General features: G+C 72.0%; 15 protein-coding genes. 3 read left to right on the top strand and 12 right to left on the bottom strand.

Translation table 11 applies throughout. The annotated features are described in order from the left end of the window. Nucleotides 1-40: 40 nt before the first annotated feature. From ACFRFC_RS18515 to ACFRFC_RS18495, 5 genes are all read right to left on the bottom strand, one after another. Nucleotides 41-1003 carry an alpha/beta fold hydrolase gene (locus ACFRFC_RS18515; protein WP_382688046.1) on the bottom strand — a complete coding sequence of 321 codons (963 nt, stop codon included), beginning with the start codon at nucleotides 1001-1003 and terminating at the stop codon, nucleotides 41-43. Nucleotides 1004-1069: 66 nt separating this feature from the next. Next, nucleotides 1070-1555, bottom strand: a complete 486-nt coding sequence (locus ACFRFC_RS18510; RefSeq protein WP_382688044.1) for an SRPBCC domain-containing protein — start codon at nucleotides 1553-1555, stop codon at nucleotides 1070-1072. 108 nt (nucleotides 1556-1663) lie between these two features. After that, entirely contained in the window at nucleotides 1664-2074 is a 411-nt protein-coding gene (locus ACFRFC_RS18505) for a VOC family protein (RefSeq protein WP_382688042.1), read from the bottom strand. A gap of 61 nt (nucleotides 2075-2135) precedes the next feature. Beyond that, complete coding sequence (locus tag ACFRFC_RS18500) at nucleotides 2136-2495, bottom strand: helix-turn-helix domain-containing protein (RefSeq protein ID WP_382688363.1); 360 nt, start codon at nucleotides 2493-2495, stop codon at nucleotides 2136-2138. Between the two features lie 161 nt (nucleotides 2496-2656). Continuing rightward, the gene (locus tag ACFRFC_RS18495) at nucleotides 2657-3490 is read right to left on the bottom strand and encodes an aldo/keto reductase (protein ID WP_382688040.1); all 834 of its coding nucleotides are present in this window, start codon (nucleotides 3488-3490) and stop codon (nucleotides 2657-2659) included. A 498-nt stretch (nucleotides 3491-3988) separates the two neighbouring features. Between ACFRFC_RS18495 and ACFRFC_RS18490 the strand changes: the two genes are divergently transcribed. Then, nucleotides 3989-5917, top strand: coding sequence for an ATP-binding protein (locus ACFRFC_RS18490; RefSeq protein ID WP_382688037.1), 1929 nt, complete (start codon nucleotides 3989-3991; stop codon nucleotides 5915-5917). Nucleotides 5918-6153: 236 nt separating this feature from the next. Continuing rightward, complete coding sequence (mgrA, locus tag ACFRFC_RS18485; protein ID WP_382688035.1) at nucleotides 6154-7197, top strand: L-glyceraldehyde 3-phosphate reductase; 1044 nt, start codon at nucleotides 6154-6156, stop codon at nucleotides 7195-7197. Nucleotides 7198-7244: 47 nt separating this feature from the next. Here mgrA and ACFRFC_RS18480 read toward each other — a convergent pair whose 3' ends face one another. From ACFRFC_RS18480 to ACFRFC_RS18465, 4 genes are all read right to left on the bottom strand, one after another. Continuing rightward, nucleotides 7245-10040 carry a hypothetical protein gene (locus ACFRFC_RS18480; RefSeq protein WP_382688360.1) on the bottom strand — a complete coding sequence of 932 codons (2796 nt, stop codon included), beginning with the start codon at nucleotides 10038-10040 and terminating at the stop codon, nucleotides 7245-7247. Nucleotides 10041-10210: 170 nt separating this feature from the next. Then, on the bottom strand, nucleotides 10211-11332 hold the full coding sequence (locus ACFRFC_RS18475) for an AAA family ATPase (RefSeq protein ID WP_382688033.1): 1122 nt from the start codon (nucleotides 11330-11332) through the stop codon (nucleotides 10211-10213). Between the two features lie 120 nt (nucleotides 11333-11452). Further along, nucleotides 11453-13156 (bottom strand): VWA domain-containing protein, encoded by a 1704-nt coding sequence (locus tag ACFRFC_RS18470; RefSeq protein ID WP_382688030.1) that lies wholly within the window; start codon nucleotides 13154-13156, stop codon nucleotides 11453-11455. 206 nt (nucleotides 13157-13362) lie between these two features. Further along, the gene (locus tag ACFRFC_RS18465) at nucleotides 13363-14757 is read right to left on the bottom strand and encodes a hypothetical protein (protein WP_382688357.1); all 1395 of its coding nucleotides are present in this window, start codon (nucleotides 14755-14757) and stop codon (nucleotides 13363-13365) included. Nucleotides 14758-15569: 812 nt separating this feature from the next. Between ACFRFC_RS18465 and ACFRFC_RS18460 the strand changes: the two genes are divergently transcribed. Further along, on the top strand, nucleotides 15570-16244 hold the full coding sequence (locus ACFRFC_RS18460) for a hypothetical protein (protein WP_382688028.1): 675 nt from the start codon (nucleotides 15570-15572) through the stop codon (nucleotides 16242-16244). Nucleotides 16245-16280: 36 nt separating this feature from the next. Here the strand turns inward: ACFRFC_RS18460 and ACFRFC_RS18455 are convergent, their stop codons facing one another. The 3 genes from ACFRFC_RS18455 to ACFRFC_RS18445 form a co-directional block, all read right to left on the bottom strand. After that, complete coding sequence (locus ACFRFC_RS18455) at nucleotides 16281-16739, bottom strand: SRPBCC domain-containing protein (protein ID WP_382688026.1); 459 nt, start codon at nucleotides 16737-16739, stop codon at nucleotides 16281-16283. 58 nt (nucleotides 16740-16797) lie between these two features. Continuing rightward, nucleotides 16798-18018 (bottom strand): serine hydrolase domain-containing protein, encoded by a 1221-nt coding sequence (locus tag ACFRFC_RS18450; RefSeq protein ID WP_382688024.1) that lies wholly within the window; start codon nucleotides 18016-18018, stop codon nucleotides 16798-16800. A gap of 240 nt (nucleotides 18019-18258) precedes the next feature. Beyond that, entirely contained in the window at nucleotides 18259-19191 is a 933-nt protein-coding gene (locus ACFRFC_RS18445; protein ID WP_382688021.1) for a DUF4232 domain-containing protein, read from the bottom strand. Nucleotides 19192-19341: the final 150 nt, after the last annotated feature.

The following is a 19341-nucleotide window of genomic DNA, read 5'->3' as shown; positions in this document are numbered from 1 at the left end:
CAAGCAGCTGACGGAAGTGGCGAAAGAGGTCTTCCTGCTTTCAGCAGCCTTCACTTCTCCCCTCCCCTCCGCAAAACTCCTTGCTGTTTCCGCAAGACCCCCGGCCGCTCTCCCCCACCCCAAACCCCACGATCTCCGCGATCCGCCCGGCATGGGTGACGACCAGGCGGTGATCCGCGTCGAGCCAGGTCGTGCCGGTGTGCGGGCGGGCGTCGAGCAGCCGGTCGATCCCCGCGCGCCAGAGCTGGTTATGCCGGGCCGCGGGGCCCTCGGTGCCGGGGCCCGCGAGTGCGGTGGACATGATCATGGTGATGGGGTGCTCGATCCTGGCGTACTGCTCCAGGATCGAGGCACGGACCACATCCATCTCGATCTGGAGATCGAGGACGTCCTGTCCGGTGAGCAGCACCTGCCGATCGGTCCCTTTGGTCAGGTCCAGCTCCCGCTGTGTCTCCCGCGCCATCGCACGGAACTCCGCCAGGAACTCCTCCGTGATGAATGGCTCGGGCACCGGGTTCGCCCCGTCGATCAAGATCAGGCCGCCGACCGCCTCCGGGTGGTCGGCGGTGTGGTGCAACGCGAGGTCGGCGCCGAGGGAGTAGCCCACCAGCAGAGGCGGCTCGGGCAGGTCGAGACGGGCCACCTGGGCCATCACGGCGGCGAAATCGCCGAGGAAGGCGTCGAAGGTGTACCGGTCGCCGGGCGAGGAGAACCCGTGGCCACGGTGGTCGAAGGTCACGACGTCGTGGTCCCGCCGCAGCAGCCCGATCAGCTCGTGCAGCTCGGCCTGGGTGGAGCAGAGGCCGGGGCACAGCACCAGGGGGCGGCCACGGCCACCGCGCGACACGGGGAGGGTGACCCCGTCATGGTGGACGGTGAAACACCGCCGGACCGGTCCGGCGTACGAGCCACCGGGCGGTTTCCCGTACGACTCGTCGGGCGTGCCCTCGTACGGCTTCCGTCGTCGTCCCCCGGCGCCGGTCTGATCCGTCATCCCCGTCATGCTCACCATGGTGCCCGAACGCCTGCCACGGTGACGGATCGCCCCCGGCACCCGCGGTGGCTCCCCCTACTCGGCCAGCAGCGCGTCCATCTGGCCGGCCGCTACCGTGAGGCCCTCCGCCAGGCCCATGTTGATCAGTTGCTCCATCTGCTCCCTGGAGTCGAAGTGCGAGCGCATCTCCAGGCGCGTACCGCCGTCCTGGGCGAGGAGTCGGACGCGCACGCTCATCGTCGGCAACTCGGCGTTCGGTGTGCCGTCCGGGTGGGCGAAGCCGTCGGTAAACTCCAGCGAGGCGGGTGGCTCGACGGCGGCGACCCGCCAGTACCCGCAGTGCTTGTCGCCCTCGGGGCCGGTCATGAAGTACGTGACATCACCGCCGGGGGTGAGGTCGTGCTCCTCGAAGGTCGCCGGGTGCGTCGGCCGCCCCCACCAGCGCTCCAGTCGGCGCGGGTCGGCCCACAGCTGCCACGCCTTGTCCGGTGGGGCGGGGAAGTCGGCGGTCAGTGTGAGGGTGAGGGTGTCGAGGTCCTTGTCGATGCTCTTGACGGTCATCGGTCCTGTCCTTCGGTCGGGTGGGTGTCGTCCCGGTGGGCGGTGTGGGCGGTGTCGGCGGCGGCGAGATCCTCGGCCGGCGGATCGGCTGGTAAAGGCCCGGCCGCCTCAGCTCTTCAGCTGGGTGAAGCGGATGCTGTTGCCGAACGGGTCCCGCAGCGCCGCGTCGATCCCGTACGGCCGCTCGGTCGGCTCCTCCGTGAACTCGACGCCCCGGGAGCGCAGCGTCTCGTACGTCTTGCGGCAGTCGTCCGTGCTGAAGATCAGCGAGCCGCCGGTCGCCCCCTTGGTGACCAGCTCACGGACCTGCCGCGCGGTCTCCTCCGACATGGCCGGGCGGCCCGGTGCCTCCAGCATGATCTGCCGGTCGGGGTGGCCGGGGACATTCACCGTGAGCCAGCGCATGTCGCCGAAGTCGACGTCGCTGTGGACTTCCAGGCCGAGCTTGCCGACGTAGAAGGCGAGTGCCTCGTCCTGGTCGAGAACAAAGATCTGAGAGTGCGTGATGGCTGTGAACATGCAGTTCACGCTAGTCGCCCACGGCCTCGCGTACTTATCCGAAACTGCTCGATGGCTCCGGTCAGTGGATCGGACGGGTCCACGCCTTCGTGAAGCAGGTCGGGACGTCCAGGGCCGCCGCCCGCTTGCGGTACTCGCGCGGGGAGCGGCCGACGATCTCCCGGAAGGTCCTGCTGAAGGTGGTCGGGCTGGAGAAGCCGACCTGGAAGCAGATGTCCGTCGCGCTCAGGTCGGACTCGCGCAGCAGGAACATCGCGCGCTCGACCCGGTGGCGCTGGAGATAGCGGTGCGGGGTCTCGCCGAACGTGGCCCGGAAGGTGCGGGTGAAGTGCGCCGGTGACACATGCGCGATCCGTGCCAGTGCCGGGACGTCCAGGGGCTCGGCGTAGGCGCGGTCCATCGCGTCCCGGGCCCGGAGCATCCGGCGGTTGGTGTCCTCCGTGGGGGTGGTGCGCACGCCGTCATCAGACCACAGGCCGGGCGGCGACGACAGCCGTACCGGGTGCCCTCGCGGCGGCCCAGCCAGAGGGCCGCGTCCAGGGCGCGGGCCCACACCAGCGTCCCTCACCGTCGCACGGGTACTCAAACCCCCGCGGGCAGCCAGTCCAGTCGGTCACGTTGGTCCGGGGTGAGCCGGAGGCCGGTGGCCGCCATGTTCTCCTCCAGGTGCTCGATGCTCGCCGTGCCCGGGATCGGGAGGATCACCGGTGAGTGGCCGAGCAACCAGGCGAGGGCGACCTGGGTGGGGGTGGCGTCCGTCTCGGCGGCCACCGCAGCGATCTCCGCCCGTGCCCCGGCGGCGCCCCAGGCGACCGGGCGCCACGGCAGGAAGGCGATGCCCGCCTTCTCGCAGGCCGCGAGGACGGGCTCGTACTCGCGGTCGAGCAGGTTGTAGCGGTTCTGGACGCTGGCGATGTCCGTGACGGCCCGCGCCTCGGCGAGTTCGGCGACGCTCACCTCGGACAGGCCGATGCGGCCGACCTTGCCCGCGGTGCGCAGGTCCCGCAGTGCGCCGATCTGGTCGGCCAGGGGGACCCGCGGATCGACGCGATGGAGCTGGAGCAGTTCGACGCGTTCCGTGCGGAGCCTGGTCAGGGCCTGGTCGACCTGGGCGCGCAACGCCTCGGGGCGGCCGTCCAGCGCCCACTCGCCCTTCGGGCGGGCCACCCCGACCTTGGTCGTGACGAGCAGGCCCTCGGGGTAGGGGTGGAGGGCCTCGGCCAGCAGTTCCTCGTTGGCGCCCCAGCCGTACATGTACGCGGTGTCGATGAGCGTCACGCCCAGTTCGACGGCCCGCCGGGCCACCGCCAGGGCGTTCGCTCGGTCCGGAGCCGGTTCGGTCGGCAGATGCATCGCCCCGAAACCGAGGCGCCCCACCCGTAGATCCCCGCCTATGCGAAACGTGGTCGTCACCATCGCCGATCGCCCCCTCGTCCGCCCGCACGCTAGCAGCCCCTCCGAATCGCAGAGGAGTTCGCGGGTACGGGCGTTCGATCGTTCGTCGGCTGGTGTGATCCGGCGTACGCCTGCGCCACCCCGCGCGCCCCTGCCGCGTTGGGTAGCCAATGACCTCGCCGCAGTGACGGTTCTGCGACGGTTCGCCGACGCCTGGAGCCGCCGGGCACCCGTGCGGCGCGAGCGAACAACGGCACAACGGGGGGCGTTCACGTGTGGACCAGCGGCGGCGACTCGGAGGAACTGCCCCAGTCCTGCGGCGGGGGGATCGGCGGAGCGAAGGACAGGGAGGGGCTGGGTGAGCCGAAGGGGCTGAGTGAGCCAGGTGAGCCCGACGGGGAGAGGCAGCCCGGTGCATCGAGTACGTCGAGCGCCTCAGGCCCGTCGACCCCGTCGACCCCGTCGAGCCCATCGATCCCATCGATCCCGTCGGACGAATTCGACAGCCCCCGCGGCCTGGTGGGCCGGGAGCCAGAAGTCGCCGCGCTGCACCAATTGCTGGCCCGGCATCGACTGGTGACGGTGGCGGGCGCGGCCGGGGTCGGCAAGAGTGCGCTGGCCAGGGTCGGCGCGGAGGCGATGCCGGGGGCGGCGGCGCCCTGGCGGCGGATGATCCGGCTGCGCTGGGACGGGGACGGGCCGGCCGAGGCGGGGAGTCTGACCCAGGCCGCGCTACGGGCGTTGGGTGAGGCCCAGATCGAGACCGTGTCCGTGGCTGCGGCCACGGCCGGGGGCACCGGCAAACGGCGGAACCGAACCACCCCCACCCCCACCCCCACCCTCCTCGTCCTCGACGGCATCGACGCCGTGCACGGCGAATGTGCCGCCCTCGTCCGGCAACTGCTCACGACCGTCCCCGCGCTGCGCCTCCTCGTGACCTCCCGCCGTCCGCTCGGACTCGGCGACGAACGGGTCCTGGAGGCCGGGCCGCTGGCCGTCGGCTCCCCCGACGGCAGGCCCGGTGACGGCCCCGCCGTCGGCCTCTTCCTCCGGCGTGCCCAGGCCCTCACCGGCCGTGCCTTCACCGCTGACGCCGATCTGCGCGCGATCACGGCGATCTGCGCGGTGCTGGACGGCAACCCACGGGCCATCGAACTCGCCGCCCGCCACACCACCCGCCATCCCCCGGGCGTGCTCGCCGAGTTGCTCACCCACAGCCAGTGCTGGCTGGACACGCCCGATCCGGAAGGGGCGGGCAACCGCTCGCCGCGCGCGTCGATCGGCGCCGGGTACGCCCTGTGCGAGCGGGCGGAGCGGACGGTGTGGGCACGGACCAGCATGTTCGCGGGCGCCTTCGCCGAGGACGCGGCCGTGTTCCTGTGCGCGGGCGGCGGCGTCGAGCCGGAGCGAGTGCCGGGCTCGCTGGCCCGGTTGTCGGCGCTCGGGGTGCTGGAGCCGGTCGAGCCGCCGGACGGGTTGCGCGGCCCGCGCTACCGGATGAACCTGGCGGCCCGGGAGTTCGGTGCGGAACGGCTGCGCGCCGCAGGCGAGTTCGCGGTGGCCGCCGAGCGCCGTATGGTCCACTGCCGCAATGTCGCCACCGTCGCCGACAGCTTCTGGAACTCCGGCGACCAGACCGGCGCGGCCCGGCTCGCCCTCGGCGGGGAGGCCGACGTCAAGGCGATGATCCGGTACGCCGTCGCCCAGCCCGCACACGCGGAGGCGGCGCTGGAGACCGTCGTCCACCTGTGGTTCTGGTGGGCGGTGTACGGCCGCGCCGAGGAGGGCCGGGCGTACGCGCTGCGCCTGCTGCCGCTGTGCGAGGCGGAGGGGCCGTTGACCGTACGGGCACAGGTGCTGGCCGCGTGGCTGTGCGCGCCGGACGATCCGCGCACCGCGCGCACGCTGCTCGGGCGGGCCTGGCCCGCGGCCGTGCGGGCCGGTGACGACGCGCTGATCGGGCGGATCTCGCATGTGCAGGGCGTGCTGGCGCTGCGCGCGGGAGACGCCCGTACCGCCGCCGAGCACTTCCGGTCAGCCGCCCATCTGGTCCCGCCGTACGCGCCGGGCGGGCCCTCGGGCGCGCTCAGCCGGGCCAGCGTCGCCTTCGCGCTCGCCGGCCTCGACCCGCGCGCCGCCCGGCGCAGCGCCCGCCGCGCCCTCGCCACTCCCGGCATCCGCGACGACGCGTGGACGTCGCTGGTCGCCCGCTATGCCGGTGCGCTGGTGGACCACCGGCTGGGCCGTACCGCCCGTGCCTGGCGCCGTGGCCACCGGGCTCTGGAGGGCCTGGACGCCGGGCTCCCCGAACCGCACGGCAGCGTCCCCCTGCGGCGTCTGCTCACCCAGATCGAACGACGCCGTCCGGGCGGCACACCGACGCCGATGCCCCCGCCCCGTACGGCGGACGGGGCGGCGGCGACCTCTGCGGGGCGCCGGGAGCGATGAGACCATCGGAAAGTCAGGCCAGAGGTGAGTGAGGCACGAGCCGGAGACGAGTCAGAGGCGAGCCAGGGGCAGGTCAGGGGCGAGCCAGAGGCGAGCCCGACGGACGATTCAGAAGATCCATCGCTGAATACGATGCGAAAGAACGGTTGGACTTCACGATCCCGCACAGGCAGTGTGGGTCAGTCCCCTCGATCCCGGTGGGACTCCCGCACGGCACCACCCCCGGAGAACTTCCGATGAACCACGTCGCCGACCCCGAGCGCTACGACGGCACCATGCGCTACCGCCGCACCGGCCGTTCCGGGCTCGATCTCCCGCTGCTCTCGCTGGGCTACTGGCACAACTTCGGAGACGACAAGCCCTTCGAGACCCAGCGCGAGATCGCCCTGCGCGCCTTCGACCTCGGGATCACCCACCATGACCTGGCCAACAACTACGGCCCTCCCTACGGCGCCGCCGAGATCAACTTCGGCCGGCTGCTGCGGGAGGACCTGAAGCCGTACCGGGACGAACTGGTGGTCTCCACCAAGGCCGGCTGGGACATGTGGCCCGGCCCCTACGGTCAGGGCGGCGGCTCCCGCAAATACCTGCTCGCCTCGCTCGACCAGTCGCTGACCCGGACGGGCCTGGACTACGTCGACATCTTCTACTCCCACCGGCTGGACGCGACCACGCCGCTGGAGGAGACGATGGGCGCGCTCGACACGGCCGTCCGCCAGGGCAAGGCGCTCTACGTCGGCATCTCGTCCTACGACGCCGAGCGCACCCGCGAGGCCGTGGCGATCCTGCGCGACCTGGGCACGCCCCTGCTCATCCACCAGCCGTCGTACAACATGCTGAACCGCTGGATCGAGACCGACGGCCTGCTCGACGTGGCGCAGGAGGAGGGCTTCGGGATCATCGGCTTCACCGCGCTGGCCCAGGGCCTGCTGACCGGCCGCTATCTCGACGGCATCCCGGGCGACTCGCGCGCCGCGCAGGACAAGTCCTTCGACACCCAGTGGCTGACGGACGAGATGCGCGGGCGGCTGCGGGCGCTGGCCGACCTCGCCGCCCGTCGCGGCCAGACACTGGCCCAGCTGGCCCTCGCCTGGGCGCTGCGCGACCGGCGGGTCACTTCCCTGGTCATCGGCGCGTCGCGGGTCGAGCAGCTGGAGCAGAACGTGGCCGCGCTGGACCATCTCGACTTCACCGCCGAGGAACTCGCCGAGATCGACAAGTACGCGACCGACGGCGGCGTCGACCTGTGGCGGGACGCCCGCCAGGGCAATCTGGGCTGACCTGCCACCCGCTCCCTCCCCATCCCCAGCCCCAGCCACTCACTCGCTCACGCCCTCCCCAGCAGCGCCTCCACCGCCGCGGTCGTCGCCGGGTGGCGGGTGAGGAGGGCCACGCCCCGTGGTGACGCGTCGGACGGCGCCCACGGTTCGTCGTAGCCGAGGAGGGCGGCCAGGGTGTCGCAGGTCGCCGGGTGGGCCGGCAGGAGTGTGGCGCGGCCGGGTGCCGGGTCGGCGGTGCTCGGCAGGGGGCTGCGGGGGCGCTCGGTCCGCCAAGGTGGCAACCACGCGTCCAGGGCCGGGAGCCGGGCCGGGAAGACGCGTCCGGCCTCCTTGATCAGCAACGGGGCGAACTCGGCGCCGCCCGCGCGCAGAGTGCTGATCAGGGTGGGCAGCCAGGGCAGCAGCACCGGGTCGGGCAGGCGGGCGAAGGCGTTGGACACCGCTTCCACGACGAAGTCGGTCAGTGCCGGGACCGGCTCCAGGGCGTGCAGGAAGCCGCTGAGGTAGCGCGGGTAGGACGGCACGGCCAGCGGGTTGGCGAGGAGGGCGTCGACGCGGGTCCGCAGCTCCTCGCGGGTGAGGGTGCCGAGGTGGGTCCGGGCCGACCAGAGCAGGGCCCTCTTGGCGGGCTCCTCGGGGTGCGACTGGCCGACGGCCAGTTCCAGCTGAGTCCGGTCGCAGCCCAGGGACAGGGCCAGGCTCTCCATGCTGAACAGGAACCCCAGCATCGCCGCGACCTGCCGGACCCCCGCCTCCTCGTCGGTGAACGCGGTCGGCAGCAGCGTGCAGTAGTGCGCGTAGCCGGCCTTGACGAACGACTCGATCCAGGACGGCAGCGCCGGTTCACCGGTGCGGTAGTACGCCAGCAGCCGGCGTACCCGGCGCAGCACCTCCGGTGCCCCGTCGACGCTGCGCTCGACGGCCAGTACCTCCAGCGCGCGGGTGCCCAGTTCGTCGGCGAGGCGGCGGCTGCGCAGGAAGCGGGTCGCGTCCTCGACGGTCTCCAGGACGTCCGCCGCCGTGGCCCGCGGGCCGTACGCCCGGCGCCGCAGCCGCTGTTCCAGCACCTGCTCGATGCTGACGCCCTCGTAGCCCAGCTCGATGAGTGCGCGCTGATGGGTGCCCAGGGCCAGGTCCCAGGACTCCTGGATGGGCTCGTCGCCGAGGCCGCGCTCGCCCATGATGGGCCGGGCGGCGCCCTGCGGGAGCAGTTGGCGCAGCATCCACAGCACGTCGGAGCAGACGCGCAGCTCCGGCCGGCCCGCGATGTCGAGCAGCGCCCGTTTCACCCCGCGCTGTTGCAGGGGCAGCCCGAGGGGTTGCAGCCGGTCGTGGACATCGCGGGCGAGCGGGGGCAGCGAGTCGTAGCCGACCTGTCCGATCCGGTCGCCGCCCATCATGATCTCCACGAGCCGGCGCACATCGCGCCGGCCCGGCACGGCGTCCTTCTCGATGCAGGTGACGGCGGCGTCCTGGAAGTCGTACGGCGTCGGCTTGGCCCGGTCGCGCATCCCGGCCAGCAGGATCGACGTCTCGAAGACGGCGATGGCGTCGGCGGTGGAGGCGAGGTAGCCGGCGCGGCGGGCGGCCCGCACGATGTCCACCGACCAGCCGAGGAGTTCGGCCTGGTCGAGCCGGTCCAGGACGGGTGGGCGCTGGAGGAAGCCGGAGAGTCTGTCGGCCGCCGGGACCTCCTCCGGCATCGGGGCCGGAGCCACCGCCTTCCTGGCCTTGGACGGCTTCTTTGTGCCCGCCTGGCCCTCAAGGCGGAAGGGTTTGATCCCGGTGCGCTTGAGGTTCTTCGCCCAGACCGTCGCGGCGATGGACACCGAGCCGCCCGCGAGGCCGAACTGTGCCTCGATCGCCGCGTGGCTGGAGGGGATCAGCCCGTGCTGCCACTTGGTGGCGGTACGCGGGCTGATCTCGAAGCCGTCCGAGCCGTGCACGCCGAACTCGTCCACGCGGCTGGCCGCGTGGAAGGCGCCGCAGACGTAGAGGCAGTCGGCGGGGTCCGTGCCGGTGGCGGTCAGATGCTCGCGCATCCGGGTCCACATGTAGCGCTCGCGGTCCTCGTCGACGTGGACCCGGTGCGGGTCGCCGGGTGCCAGGCGGCGGAAGAGGCTGCCGATGAGCAGCATGACCTGGCGGTAGGTGTCGTGGTCGCTGTCGCCGAGGGGCAGTTCGACGTACTGGTGCCACCACTCCGACCAGTGCCGGACCCGGCCGTGGCGCAGAAGGTGTTCCTCCAGTTCGGCGAAGCGCGGGCGCAGGTCGCCGATCTCCACGCCGACGGAGTCACCGTGCAGCGCGGATTCCTCGTCGGGTGCCGGGGCGGGCGGGGCATCCGGGTCCGCGTGTTCGGTGGGTTCGGTGGGTTCGTCGGGGGTCTCGTCGCGGCGGTCCCACTGGAAGACATGGTCCGAGGAACGGTCGACCAGGACGAGTTCGACGCCGGGGGTGTCCAGGGCGTACGCGATGGCCTGGTACTCGGCGGACGCCTCGGTGAGGGGGGCGACCACCGACAGCGGTGACCAGTCGGCGGGGAAGCCGTCGATCTCGCTGGCGAACGCCTGGACCGCCACCGGCAGCTTGCAGTTGCGCAGCTCGGTCAGGAGCGGGGCCATGTCCTCGCACAGCTCCAGATAGACCACCCTGGGCTGTTTCTCGCGCAGCCGCCGGGCCATGGCGAGCGCGGACGCCGGTGAGTGATGGCAGACCGGGAAGATCTCCAGCGGTTCGCGCACCGCGCGGTCCACGTCGTCGACGATGCCGAGCAGGATCCGCTCCAGCGCGTCGGGGCCGTCGGCGAAGGTGGCGGCGGCGTCCTGGAGCTGGGTGCGCAGGGTGGTGAAGGTGCCGCCGGTATCGCCGGTGCCACCCGCCCCGTCGGTCCCACCGGTATCGCTCACGCCGCTATCGCCGCTCGCGCTGTTCACGCCGATCCCGTGCACGCCGCTGACTCCGCTCACCCCGCCCTCCCTCACGCCGCTCACCCTCCCCTCGTCCGTGCCGCTCACGACAGGGTGGCGATCGCGTCGCGGCCGCCTTCGAGGAACTCCGGCCAGGAGCCGCCCTCTTCCTTGCCGCGCGGCTCGACCACGCCATGCAGGTACTTGTTGAGGATGGCGAGATCCTCCGGTGCGCGCCGGGCGAGGGAGCCGACGAGAGAGGAGGCCAGGGTGTGGGCGGTCAGGGCGCGCTCGCCGAAGAAGTTGCTGTGCAGGATGGCGTCCTCCAGGACGCCGATCTGCTCGGCGGTGGACAGCGCGGACTCCAGCTTCTCGTCGTCGCTGCCGGCCGCGGCGGCGGAGGCCCGCAGATCGGCGAAGCTCTGGAGCAGCACATCGAGCAGGGTCGGCGGCACATCCAGCTCTATCCGGTGGCGACGCAGCAGTTCCTCGGTGCGGAAGCGGACGATCTCCGCCTCGGCCTTCTTGTTGGTCACGACGGGGATGCGGACGAAATTGAAGCGGCGCTTGAGCGCGGACGACAGGTCGTTGACGCCCCGGTCGCGGCTGTTGGCGGTGGCGATGATCGAGAAGCCGGGCTGGGCGAACACGATGTTGTCGCTGGTGTCGCTGCCCAGTTCGGGCACGGAGACATACTTCTCGGACAGGATCGAGATGAGCGCGTCCTGGACATCGCTGGTGGAGCGGGTCAGCTCCTCGAAGCGCCCGATCGCGCCGGTCTCCATCGCGGTCATGATGGGCGAGGGGATCATCGACTCCCGGGACTGGCCCTTGGCGATCACCATGGACACGTTCCAGGAGTACTTGATGTGGTCCTCGGTGGTGCCCGCGGTGCCCTGCACCACCAGGGTGGAGTTGCGGCTGATCGCGGCCGACAGCAGCTCGGCCAGCCAGCTCTTGCCGGTGCCGGGGTCGCCGATGAGCAGCAGTCCGCGGTCGGAGGCGAGGGTGACGATGGAGCGCTCGACGAAGCTGCGGTCGCCGAACCACTTCTGGGAGATCTCCCGGTCGAGCCCGTCGGCGCGCTCGGAGCCGAGGACGAACAGCCGGACCATCTTGGGCGACAGCCGCCAGGAGAACGGCTTGGGGTTGTCGTCGATGGACTCCAGCCAGTCCAGCTCCTCGGCGTACTTGATCTCGGCGGGAGCGCGCAGCAGGTCGGACATGGCATGCCTTTCTGGATCTTTGAAGAGAGGTGAGGGGAGTGGTGGGGTGGTGCGGGCAGGTCAGATCAGCTCAGGCCAGGTCAGCTCAGCTCAGGTCAGGTCAGCTCAGGTCAGGTCAGCTCAGGTCAGGAAGTTCTTCAGCTCCTGGACGAGCTTGCGGATATGGCCGGAGATGACCGGCGTGCCGAGGTCCTTGAACCGTTCGCGGAACCAGGGGTTCACGCTGCCGCGCCCGGAGCTGGTGACCGAGCCGACCGGGATGAACTTCGCCCCGGAGCGATGGATCGCCGCCATCGACTCGAACAGCTCGTCGGTGCGCCATTCGTAGAAGTCGGAGATCCATACGACGACGGTGTTGCGCGGCTCGGCGATCTTCGGCTGGGCCAGGGCCATGGCGACCGTGCCGTCGGTGCCGCCGCCGAGCTGGGTGCGCAAGAGCGTCTCGAAGGGGTCGTGCACCCAGGGCGTGAGGTCGAGCGCCTTGGTGTCGTAGGCGATGAGGTGGACATCGACCTTGGGGAGTCCGGCGAAGATGGACGCCAGGATGGTGCAGTTGACCATCGAGTCGACCATCGAGCCCGACTGGTCCACGACCACGATCAGCCGCTGGGGTGTGGTCCTGCGGGCGGTGTGCCGGTAGTAGAGACGGTCTACGTAGAGCCGCTCCTCCTCCGGGCTCCAGTTGGTGAGGTTCTTCCAGATCGTGCGGTCTAGGTCGAGATTGCGGTAGACCCGCTTGGGCGGGACCGACCGGTCGAGAGCACCGACCGTGGCCTTCTCGACCTGGGTGCGCAGCACGTCGGCGACCTCGTCCACGAACCGGCGGATCAGGGCCTTGGCGTTGGCGAGGGCGACTCCGGAGAGGTTGTTCTTGTCCCGCAGCAGCTGTTCGATGAGGGACATGCTCGGGGTGAGCCGCGCGGCCAGCTGAGGGTCGGCGAGCACCTCGCGCAGGCGCATCCGCTTGACGAGGTCGGCCTCCAGGGCGCCCAGTTCGGGGCCGATGGCCGGGAGGAGATTGCCGAGGTCGGGTGTCGTACCGCGAGTACCGGAGCCGTACGGGCTCACGCCCGGTCCCGCCGGGCCGGACCGGCCGCCACCGCCGCGCAGCCCGCCGACCTCGCAGCCGAGGGCGCGCTCCAGCCAGCCCGCGTCGGACTGCCAGCGGGACAGCTGTCCGGCGGTGACCGTGCCGGTGCCGGTGGCGAAGACGTTGAGAAGCACCTTGGACACCAGCGCGGCCCGCCGCACCTCGGCGGCCCGGTCCCGCCCATCCGCGTCCCTCTCGGACGCGGGGCCCGCGCCCGTGTCGGTGCCCGACTGCGCGCCGGTGTCGATACCCAGCCGCGCGTCCGTCTCGGTGCCCGGCTGTGCGGCCGTGCCAGTGCCCGGCAGCGTGCCCGTGTCGGCGCCCGGCCCCCCGTCCGCCCCGAAACCCCGCTCCGGCACCATCAGCCCGTCGAACTCCCCGGCCAGATCCGGATGGCGCTGCACGATCGAGTCGACGGACGCCTGTGGGTCCAGCAGCGCGGGCGGCAGCCCGATGTCCTCTACGACGGCGAGGCTCGCCGACTCCAGGGCGGCCTGCTCGTCGTGGTCGAAGAGCCGGGCCAGCAGCCGCCAGTACAGGACCTGCCGGCGATTGTCGTCGGCGTTGGCGCTCCGCTCGGTCGGTTGCTTCTGCTCGGTCGGTTGCTTCTGCTCCGTCGATGGCCTCCGCTCGGTCGATTCCGCCTGCTCGGCAACTCCTGTCCGCCCGGCGATCCCCGAATCCCCGACCGTCCCCGTCCCCTCCACGGCTTCGCTCCCCCCGCCGATTCCCATGGGCCCGGCGATCCCCGAATCCCCAACCGTCCCCGTCCCCTCCGCGCTCTCGCTCCCCCCGCTGACTTCCATGCCCCCGCCGATTCCCATGGGCCCGGCGATCCCCGAATCCCCAACCGTCCCCGTCCCCTCCGCGCTCTCGCTCCGCCCGCTGACTTCCATCCCCCCGCTGATTTCCATCCCCCCAGCGATCTCGCTCCCCTCGGTCATTTCCGCAGCAGCCTTCCCGCACGCTCGCGCAGGGCCGCGACGGCGTCGGTCGCCGCCTTCTCCGCCTTCGCGCCGCCCTTGCCGTCCGAGCCGCCGGCCCAGCCTCCGGCGTGCACGGTGACGCTCTTCTTCCGTACGGTCGTCTCCACGGCCAGCGGCTGAAGCCGGAACGCCCCGGCGTCCCAGCGCACCAGCCCGATGCACGCGCGGGAGGCGGCGACGGCCTCCGGGGTGAGCGGTCCGGCGGTGGGGACACGGTCGGTGTCCACGGCGATCGGGGTGCCCGCGACGGTGAAGGTCAGCGGCTCCTCGCCACCGCCCTGCGCGGCATACCCCTCCAGGAACACCGGGACGGCGATCCGGGCCGGGTGGCGGTCCAGCGGCGCGGTGGCCGCGACGGTGGCGGTCGGCAGCGCGACCCGGGCGGTCGCGAAGGCGTCGGCGGGCTCCGCGGCGCTCGCGTGCGCGTCGCTCCAGATCAGGTCGCCCTCGGCGGTGACCGGCATACCGGTCAGCTCCATCGCGCGGCCCTCGCTCACGGCGGCCAGCAGCGACAGATGCGGGCGCATCAACTGCCAGACGCCCGCGCCGACGACCGTGTCCGGCTTGGGCACCGAGATGCCGGCCCGCACCAGACGGGGCGTGGACCCGTCGGCGGGTTCGAACACGGCGTGCACCTGGGCCTGGGCGGCGGTGGCGTGTTCGTGGACATCGATGCCGAGCGGCAGCAGTCTGCCGGTGGCCGTGCCGGTGACGGGCGCGATGGCGGCGCCCGGGACGGTCAGGAGCATCGCCCGGGACCACAGGTCGGCCCAGCGGCGGGCCGGGATCCGCTCCAGGGTGGCGCCGGGGCAGGACGCGGCGAGTTCGGCGGCGAAGCCGTCCAGCAGGGTGGCGAGGCGGCGCAGCGCCGGGTCCGGAAGCATCGCGGAGACCACCTGGGCCGCCCCGGAGATGACGTCGTGGTCGATGCCCCGCCAGCCGGCGCGGGCCAGGTCGCCGAGCCACGAGCGCGCGGCGGCCAGCACATTCGGGGCCGGGGTCTCGGCGGATGCCGTGAGGGGATCCGGGTCGGTGCGCGAGCGGCCCGCGAGGTCGTCGGCGCGGATCAGCAGCGCGTCATGGACGGAGCCGAGCAGTGCGGCGCGGGCGGCGGCGAGGGCGAGGAAGTGGTCCTCGCTCGCGGCACCGACCGCCGCCTTCTCGGCGGCCTCCCCCACCCGTACGCCCAGCGGCGTCCCGGCCAGCGAGCGGGCGAACTCCGCGAGGGCGTCGGCCTCCTCGGGCCGGGGCCGCAGCAGTCCGCCGCACAGCGCGCGGTCGAAGGCGTCGACGGCGGCGAGTGCCTCCGCGAGCCCCTCGACCGGGTCACCGCCCGCACCGGCAACCACGACCGGCACGTCCGCACCCACGCCCGCCGCCACCTCCGTCGCCTCCGTCACCGCCGTCACCTCCGCGACCCCGGCGGCCCCCGCAGCAACCGCGACCCCCACGCCTTCCTCCCTCGTCGGCGGGAACCACTGCATCTCCGGCAACGGCACGGTCGCCGGGGCCAGTTCGAGATACGCCAGATGCCGCAGAAAACGGCTGAAGACGGCTGCCGCGGCCTTGGCGTCGGCCTGCGCGGGGCGGGTGCGGGTCATCACGTACCCGAGGTGGGCCGCGTCGATCTCGCTCGGGTCGGTGCCCTTCACCGGGTCGACGCGCAGATAGCGGGCGACGCGGACGACACCGTACTGAAGGACCGATTCGTCGATCAGCGCGGTGATGTGCTTGCAGAACGTGCCCCGGGCGCCGCCGCACGGCCGGTTGTTGTTGGTGCTGCACGCGAACGCGTACGTCCCCGCCTCGATGGACGAGACATAGACCCGCGCGATGTCGGAGCCGCTGGACACCACCCCTTGCAGACGTCCGTCGGCCAGCTCGACGAACGGGACCTTCGCGAGCTTGCGGGGTCGCGCGGGTGGGATCACCCGCGCGGTGCTCGACTTCTCCCAGGCCGACAACGCACCATCTCCTTTGCGCACAGGGGGATTTCCCGACCGGTCCGGCGGGAACATCAATGAACCTATCGGGGACCACTGACAACGCCCCTGACCTGCACTTCCTCACCCAAGGACACACTTCAGTCACGACGTTTCCACATTTCTCCCCCGGCAGGGGATCATGGCCCTGTCACGACGCACCATCCCTGGGGGGACCCATGAGTTATCACTCCATGCACCAGCCGCAGCCGCCCATGCCGGGCTTCCCGCCGCAGCAGCCGCCGCAGCCACCGAAGAAGAGCCGGGCCAACGCCGTGATCATCGCCTCGGCCGCCGCCGTGATCGTGGCGGTCGTCGCCACGGGCGTGGCCCTGAGCGCGGGGAGCGACGGTGAGGCGAAGGCCGCGCCGACGGTCACCGTCACCAAGACGGTGAGCGCCGAGGACGCCCTCGCGGCCGACGAAGAGCCGTCCGAGCCGTCCGAGCCCGCCGACAGCGCCGAGGACGGCGTGTACGCGCTCACCGACACGGTGACCTACGAGAACGACATCGAGATCACCCTGACCTCGTTCGCGCGCGGGGTGTCCAGCGACTACGCGGTGCCCGAGAACACGCCGTACGCCAAGTTCACGGTCAAGATCGTCAACAATTCGGGCAGCAAGATGGACGCGTCCATGCTGTCGGTCAGCTGCGCCTACGGCGACGAGGGCAAGGAGGGCGAGGCGATCTACGACGACGGGCTCGACGGGTCGCCCGACACCAGCGTGCTCGCGGGGCGTTCCCTGTCGGTGCCGTGGGCGTGCGAGCTGCCGAAGGACGAGACATTCCTCCAGGTGGAGGTGTCACCCGACTGGGAGTCGGAGCCGGCGATCTTCACCGGCGAGGTGAAGTGACCGGGTGACGCCCCGCAGAGCGGCGCCCGCCGACCGCTAACCCTCCTCGACCAGCCGCGCGAGCTGGTCCAGCGCCATCCGCGTACCGGCCTCGTTGTCGGCGGTGGACACGGCGTCGGGCAGCCCCTCGTGGACGATGACCACGTCGGTCCCGCTCCCGGCGGGGACCAGCGTGGTCGTCATCGTCATCGCACCGCGCAGTGCCGGGTCGTCGGTCTCGAACTCCAGCACCTCCACGACCTCCTCGTCCGGCACGAGACGCGCGAAGTGGCCGTGGTAGGTGTCGGTGTGGGCGCCGGACTTCCCCACCTCGTCCTGGTCGTCGTACGTCAGCGAGACCCGGAAGTGGCCGCCCTCGCGCGCCTCGAAGGCGTGCACCTCGCTCCGCATCCCGTCCGGCACCCGCCAGCGGGCGACCGCCTCCGGGTCGATCAGGGCCCGGTAGACGGCGGCGGGGGCGGCATTCACATGGCGGGAGACACGGGTCGTCGGCATACCGCCAACCTAACCCCCGGCCCGGACCCCCGCCCTTCACTCACGCACGCCCCAGGGCTCAGCGCTTCTCCTTCAGCAGTGCGCAGACGAAGTCTTCCTGGAGGGTCCGCAGCTCGCGCAGCCGTTCCGGTGCCAGGGACTGGTTGACCTGCGAGGTCACGGTGAAGGTCAGGGACCGCTCGCCGTCCGGGGTGGCGGCGATGAGCTGGGTGTAGCCGGGGATGTTCCCGGTGTGGCCCAGTACTTCCCCGCAGCGCGTCGTGTACCGGAAGATCGCCAGCCCGGCCTTGTCCGCGCCCGGCCCCGGGGGCTCGGAGGCTCCGGCGATCCAGTTCCGCTGCGCCGCCAGGACCTCCTTGCCGCCGTACAGCGCTCCCGACGCATAGCCCCGGATGAAGCGGGTCACATCGGCGGGGGTGGAGACGATCCCACCGGAGGCCCACACACCGGAGGCGCCGAACAGTTCACTGACGTCCTCGGGCGATGCCGGGTCGGTGAGGTCGTACCCGTGCAGCGCGGGCTCGGGCAGCCGGTAGCCGGACGGGAGCGAGGTGCTCCGCAGCCCGAGCGGCCGGTAGACCAGCTCGCTCAGCAGTTTCTCGTACGTCGTCCCGGTCACCGCCTCCGCCATCAGGGCGACGGCGATGTTGTCGGAGTTGGAGTAGTGGTAGCGCGCGCCCGGCCGGAAGCGCAGCTTCTTGTCGGCGACGAAGTCGAGCAGCTTGCGTGAGTCGAAGCGGTGGTGCGGGTCCGCCGCGAGGAGCTTCAGGAACTCGGGGGACTCCGTGAAGTCCGGGAGCCCGCTGGTGTGCTGGAGCAGCTGGCGCAGGGTCACGGAGCCCCAGTGGCGCGGCAGCTGGGGCAGGCGCTTCTTCAGGGCGTCGTCCAGGCTCAGGTCCTGCCGGTCGACCAGCGAGAGGGCGACGGCCCCGCTGAACGCCTTGGCCACGCTGGCGATCCGCATGTGGTCGTCGGGGCCCGGCGGTCGGCCGGTGACCAGATCGGCGACCCCGGCGCGTACGACCCGGGTGTGCGGGCCCCGCTGAAGGACGACGATCGCCCCGGGCGGGCCGCCGGGAGCCCGTACGAACGCCTCCAGCCGACCTCGCAGCGTGGCGTCGTCACCGTGTGCGGCGGACGTGGCCCCCGGGGAGGTGACCGCGGCGGCGGGCGCGGCCGGAACGAGCACCGTCAGACAGACGGCGACCAGACGCGCGGCCCGCAGCCGGGGCCGGAATCGGGACCTACGGGACGGCAGGGTGCGAGGGCGAGGCGACATCAGGGCTCCAGGTGCGGACTGGCCGGTACGACGTCCCCAGCCTGTCCGGCACCGGTCACGCGGGCCCGCTGAGCTGCTGCATCCGGGCCAAGGCGCGACACGGTCGGCGGAAGGAGGCCATGGCCTGCCGCCCACGGCCCACGGCCGCCGCGTCCGCCACCCACAGCCGCCGCCCACCACCCACGGCCCACGGCACCCCCCTCCGCCCACCGGCGTGAGCACCGCAGGACCCCGCTCCCCCTACGGCAGGGCCCCCGGTGTGGGCGCCTGATACTCCGTGTCCTTCGCCCACGCGCCCACCCCCAGCTGTCCCGTCGTCCCCAGGTCCAGTTCCGGTGTGACGGTCACCGGGTCGGCGCCGGGCTTGGCCCATACCCGGGTGTAGGGGGCGTTCACGACCTCGCCCATGCCCGTGGTGTTGCGCCAGACCAGGGTGGCGCGGGCGCGTTCCCCGGTGTTCAGGGTGATCGGCGAGGGCAGGGTGTCGGCTCCGGTGCTGGTGGCGATGTCGCCGGCGCCGTCGAGGATGTCGACGCCGTCGACCGGTTCGTGGTCGGCGTCGAGGAGTTCGAGCGTGGGGTAGCCGTTGAGCTGGTACGCGCCGGTGCCGCAGTTCTCGACGAACAGCCCCAGCGCCCGCAGGCCCATCGCGGCGTCGCCCTGGTTCGCGTAGACCCGTACGCCCGAGGGCGGGCAGGTGGCGGCGGGGGCGGGGGCCTCGGCGGTGGGGACGCTGCGGACGGTGCCGATGGTGGCCTCGGTGAGGCCCGGGGCGCCGGTCGCGGTGAGCGTGCGGCGGATCGTGCGGCCCGGCTCGACGGAGTCGATCGTCTCCTCCTCGTGCTGCGTCGAGGCGGGCGTGCCACCGGCGAAGGTGAAGCCGATGGTGTAGGTCATCGGCTCGGTGCCGGAGTTGGTGACCTCGTACTCCACGCAGTTCCTGCCGACGACGAAGCCGAGGATCTTCACCCCGTCCTTCTCCAGTGCCTGCGGGTCGCTGGACATGGTCGTGGGGGAGGCGGTGATCGGTTCGCCGCACCCGGAGGCGAGCGGGGTGTTCGCCGTGGAGGTGCCGGTCGATTCGGTTCCGCAGGCCGTGAGTAAGGAGGTGAGCAGGGCCGTGAGCAACAGGGCTCCGGCCGCCGAGGGCGTGGGGTGTGGGGTGCGGCGCATCCGCAGAGTCGATCAACCGCAGCTCTCGGCGACTGTGACGGAGGCCATAATTCCGGTAACAGCCGTGTCACAAGACCCGTGCGCAACACGGCTGTGGGGGCCCCGCACCCCCCACACCCACCACACACAACACCGAAAACACACAAAGAC

The organism is Streptomyces sp. NPDC056734, assembly GCF_042790455.1.
GTDB lineage: Bacteria > Actinomycetota > Actinomycetes > Streptomycetales > Streptomycetaceae > Streptomyces.
This window is presented reverse-complemented; position numbering and strand designations above follow the sequence as displayed.

Excerpts from the sequence above, each read along its gene's own strand:
- ACFRFC_RS18505 (WP_382688042.1), bottom strand. The coding sequence starts at position 2,074 with ATGTTCACAGCCATCACGCACTCTCAGATCTTTGTTCTCGACCAGGAC.
- ACFRFC_RS18510 (WP_382688044.1), bottom strand. The coding sequence starts at position 1,555 with ATGACCGTCAAGAGCATCGACAAGGACCTCGACACCCTCACCCTCACA.
- ACFRFC_RS18495 (WP_382688040.1), bottom strand. The coding sequence starts at position 3,490 with ATGGTGACGACCACGTTTCGCATAGGCGGGGATCTACGGGTGGGGCGC.
- ACFRFC_RS18470 (WP_382688030.1), bottom strand. The coding sequence starts at position 13,156 with ATGGGAATCGGCGGGGGGAGCGAAGCCGTGGAGGGGACGGGGACGGTC.
- ACFRFC_RS18500 (WP_382688363.1), bottom strand. The coding sequence starts at position 2,495 with ATGCTCCGGGCCCGGGACGCGATGGACCGCGCCTACGCCGAGCCCCTG.
- ACFRFC_RS18445 (WP_382688021.1), bottom strand. The coding sequence starts at position 19,191 with ATGCGCCGCACCCCACACCCCACGCCCTCGGCGGCCGGAGCCCTGTTG.
- ACFRFC_RS18475 (WP_382688033.1), bottom strand. The coding sequence starts at position 11,332 with ATGTCCGACCTGCTGCGCGCTCCCGCCGAGATCAAGTACGCCGAGGAG.
- ACFRFC_RS18450 (WP_382688024.1), bottom strand. The coding sequence starts at position 18,018 with ATGTCGCCTCGCCCTCGCACCCTGCCGTCCCGTAGGTCCCGATTCCGG.
- ACFRFC_RS18460 (WP_382688028.1), top strand. The coding sequence starts at position 15,570 with ATGAGTTATCACTCCATGCACCAGCCGCAGCCGCCCATGCCGGGCTTC.
- mgrA (WP_382688035.1), top strand. The coding sequence starts at position 6,154 with ATGAACCACGTCGCCGACCCCGAGCGCTACGACGGCACCATGCGCTAC.
- ACFRFC_RS18515 (WP_382688046.1), bottom strand. The coding sequence starts at position 1,003 with ATGACGGGGATGACGGATCAGACCGGCGCCGGGGGACGACGACGGAAG.
- ACFRFC_RS18455 (WP_382688026.1), bottom strand. The coding sequence starts at position 16,739 with ATGCCGACGACCCGTGTCTCCCGCCATGTGAATGCCGCCCCCGCCGCC.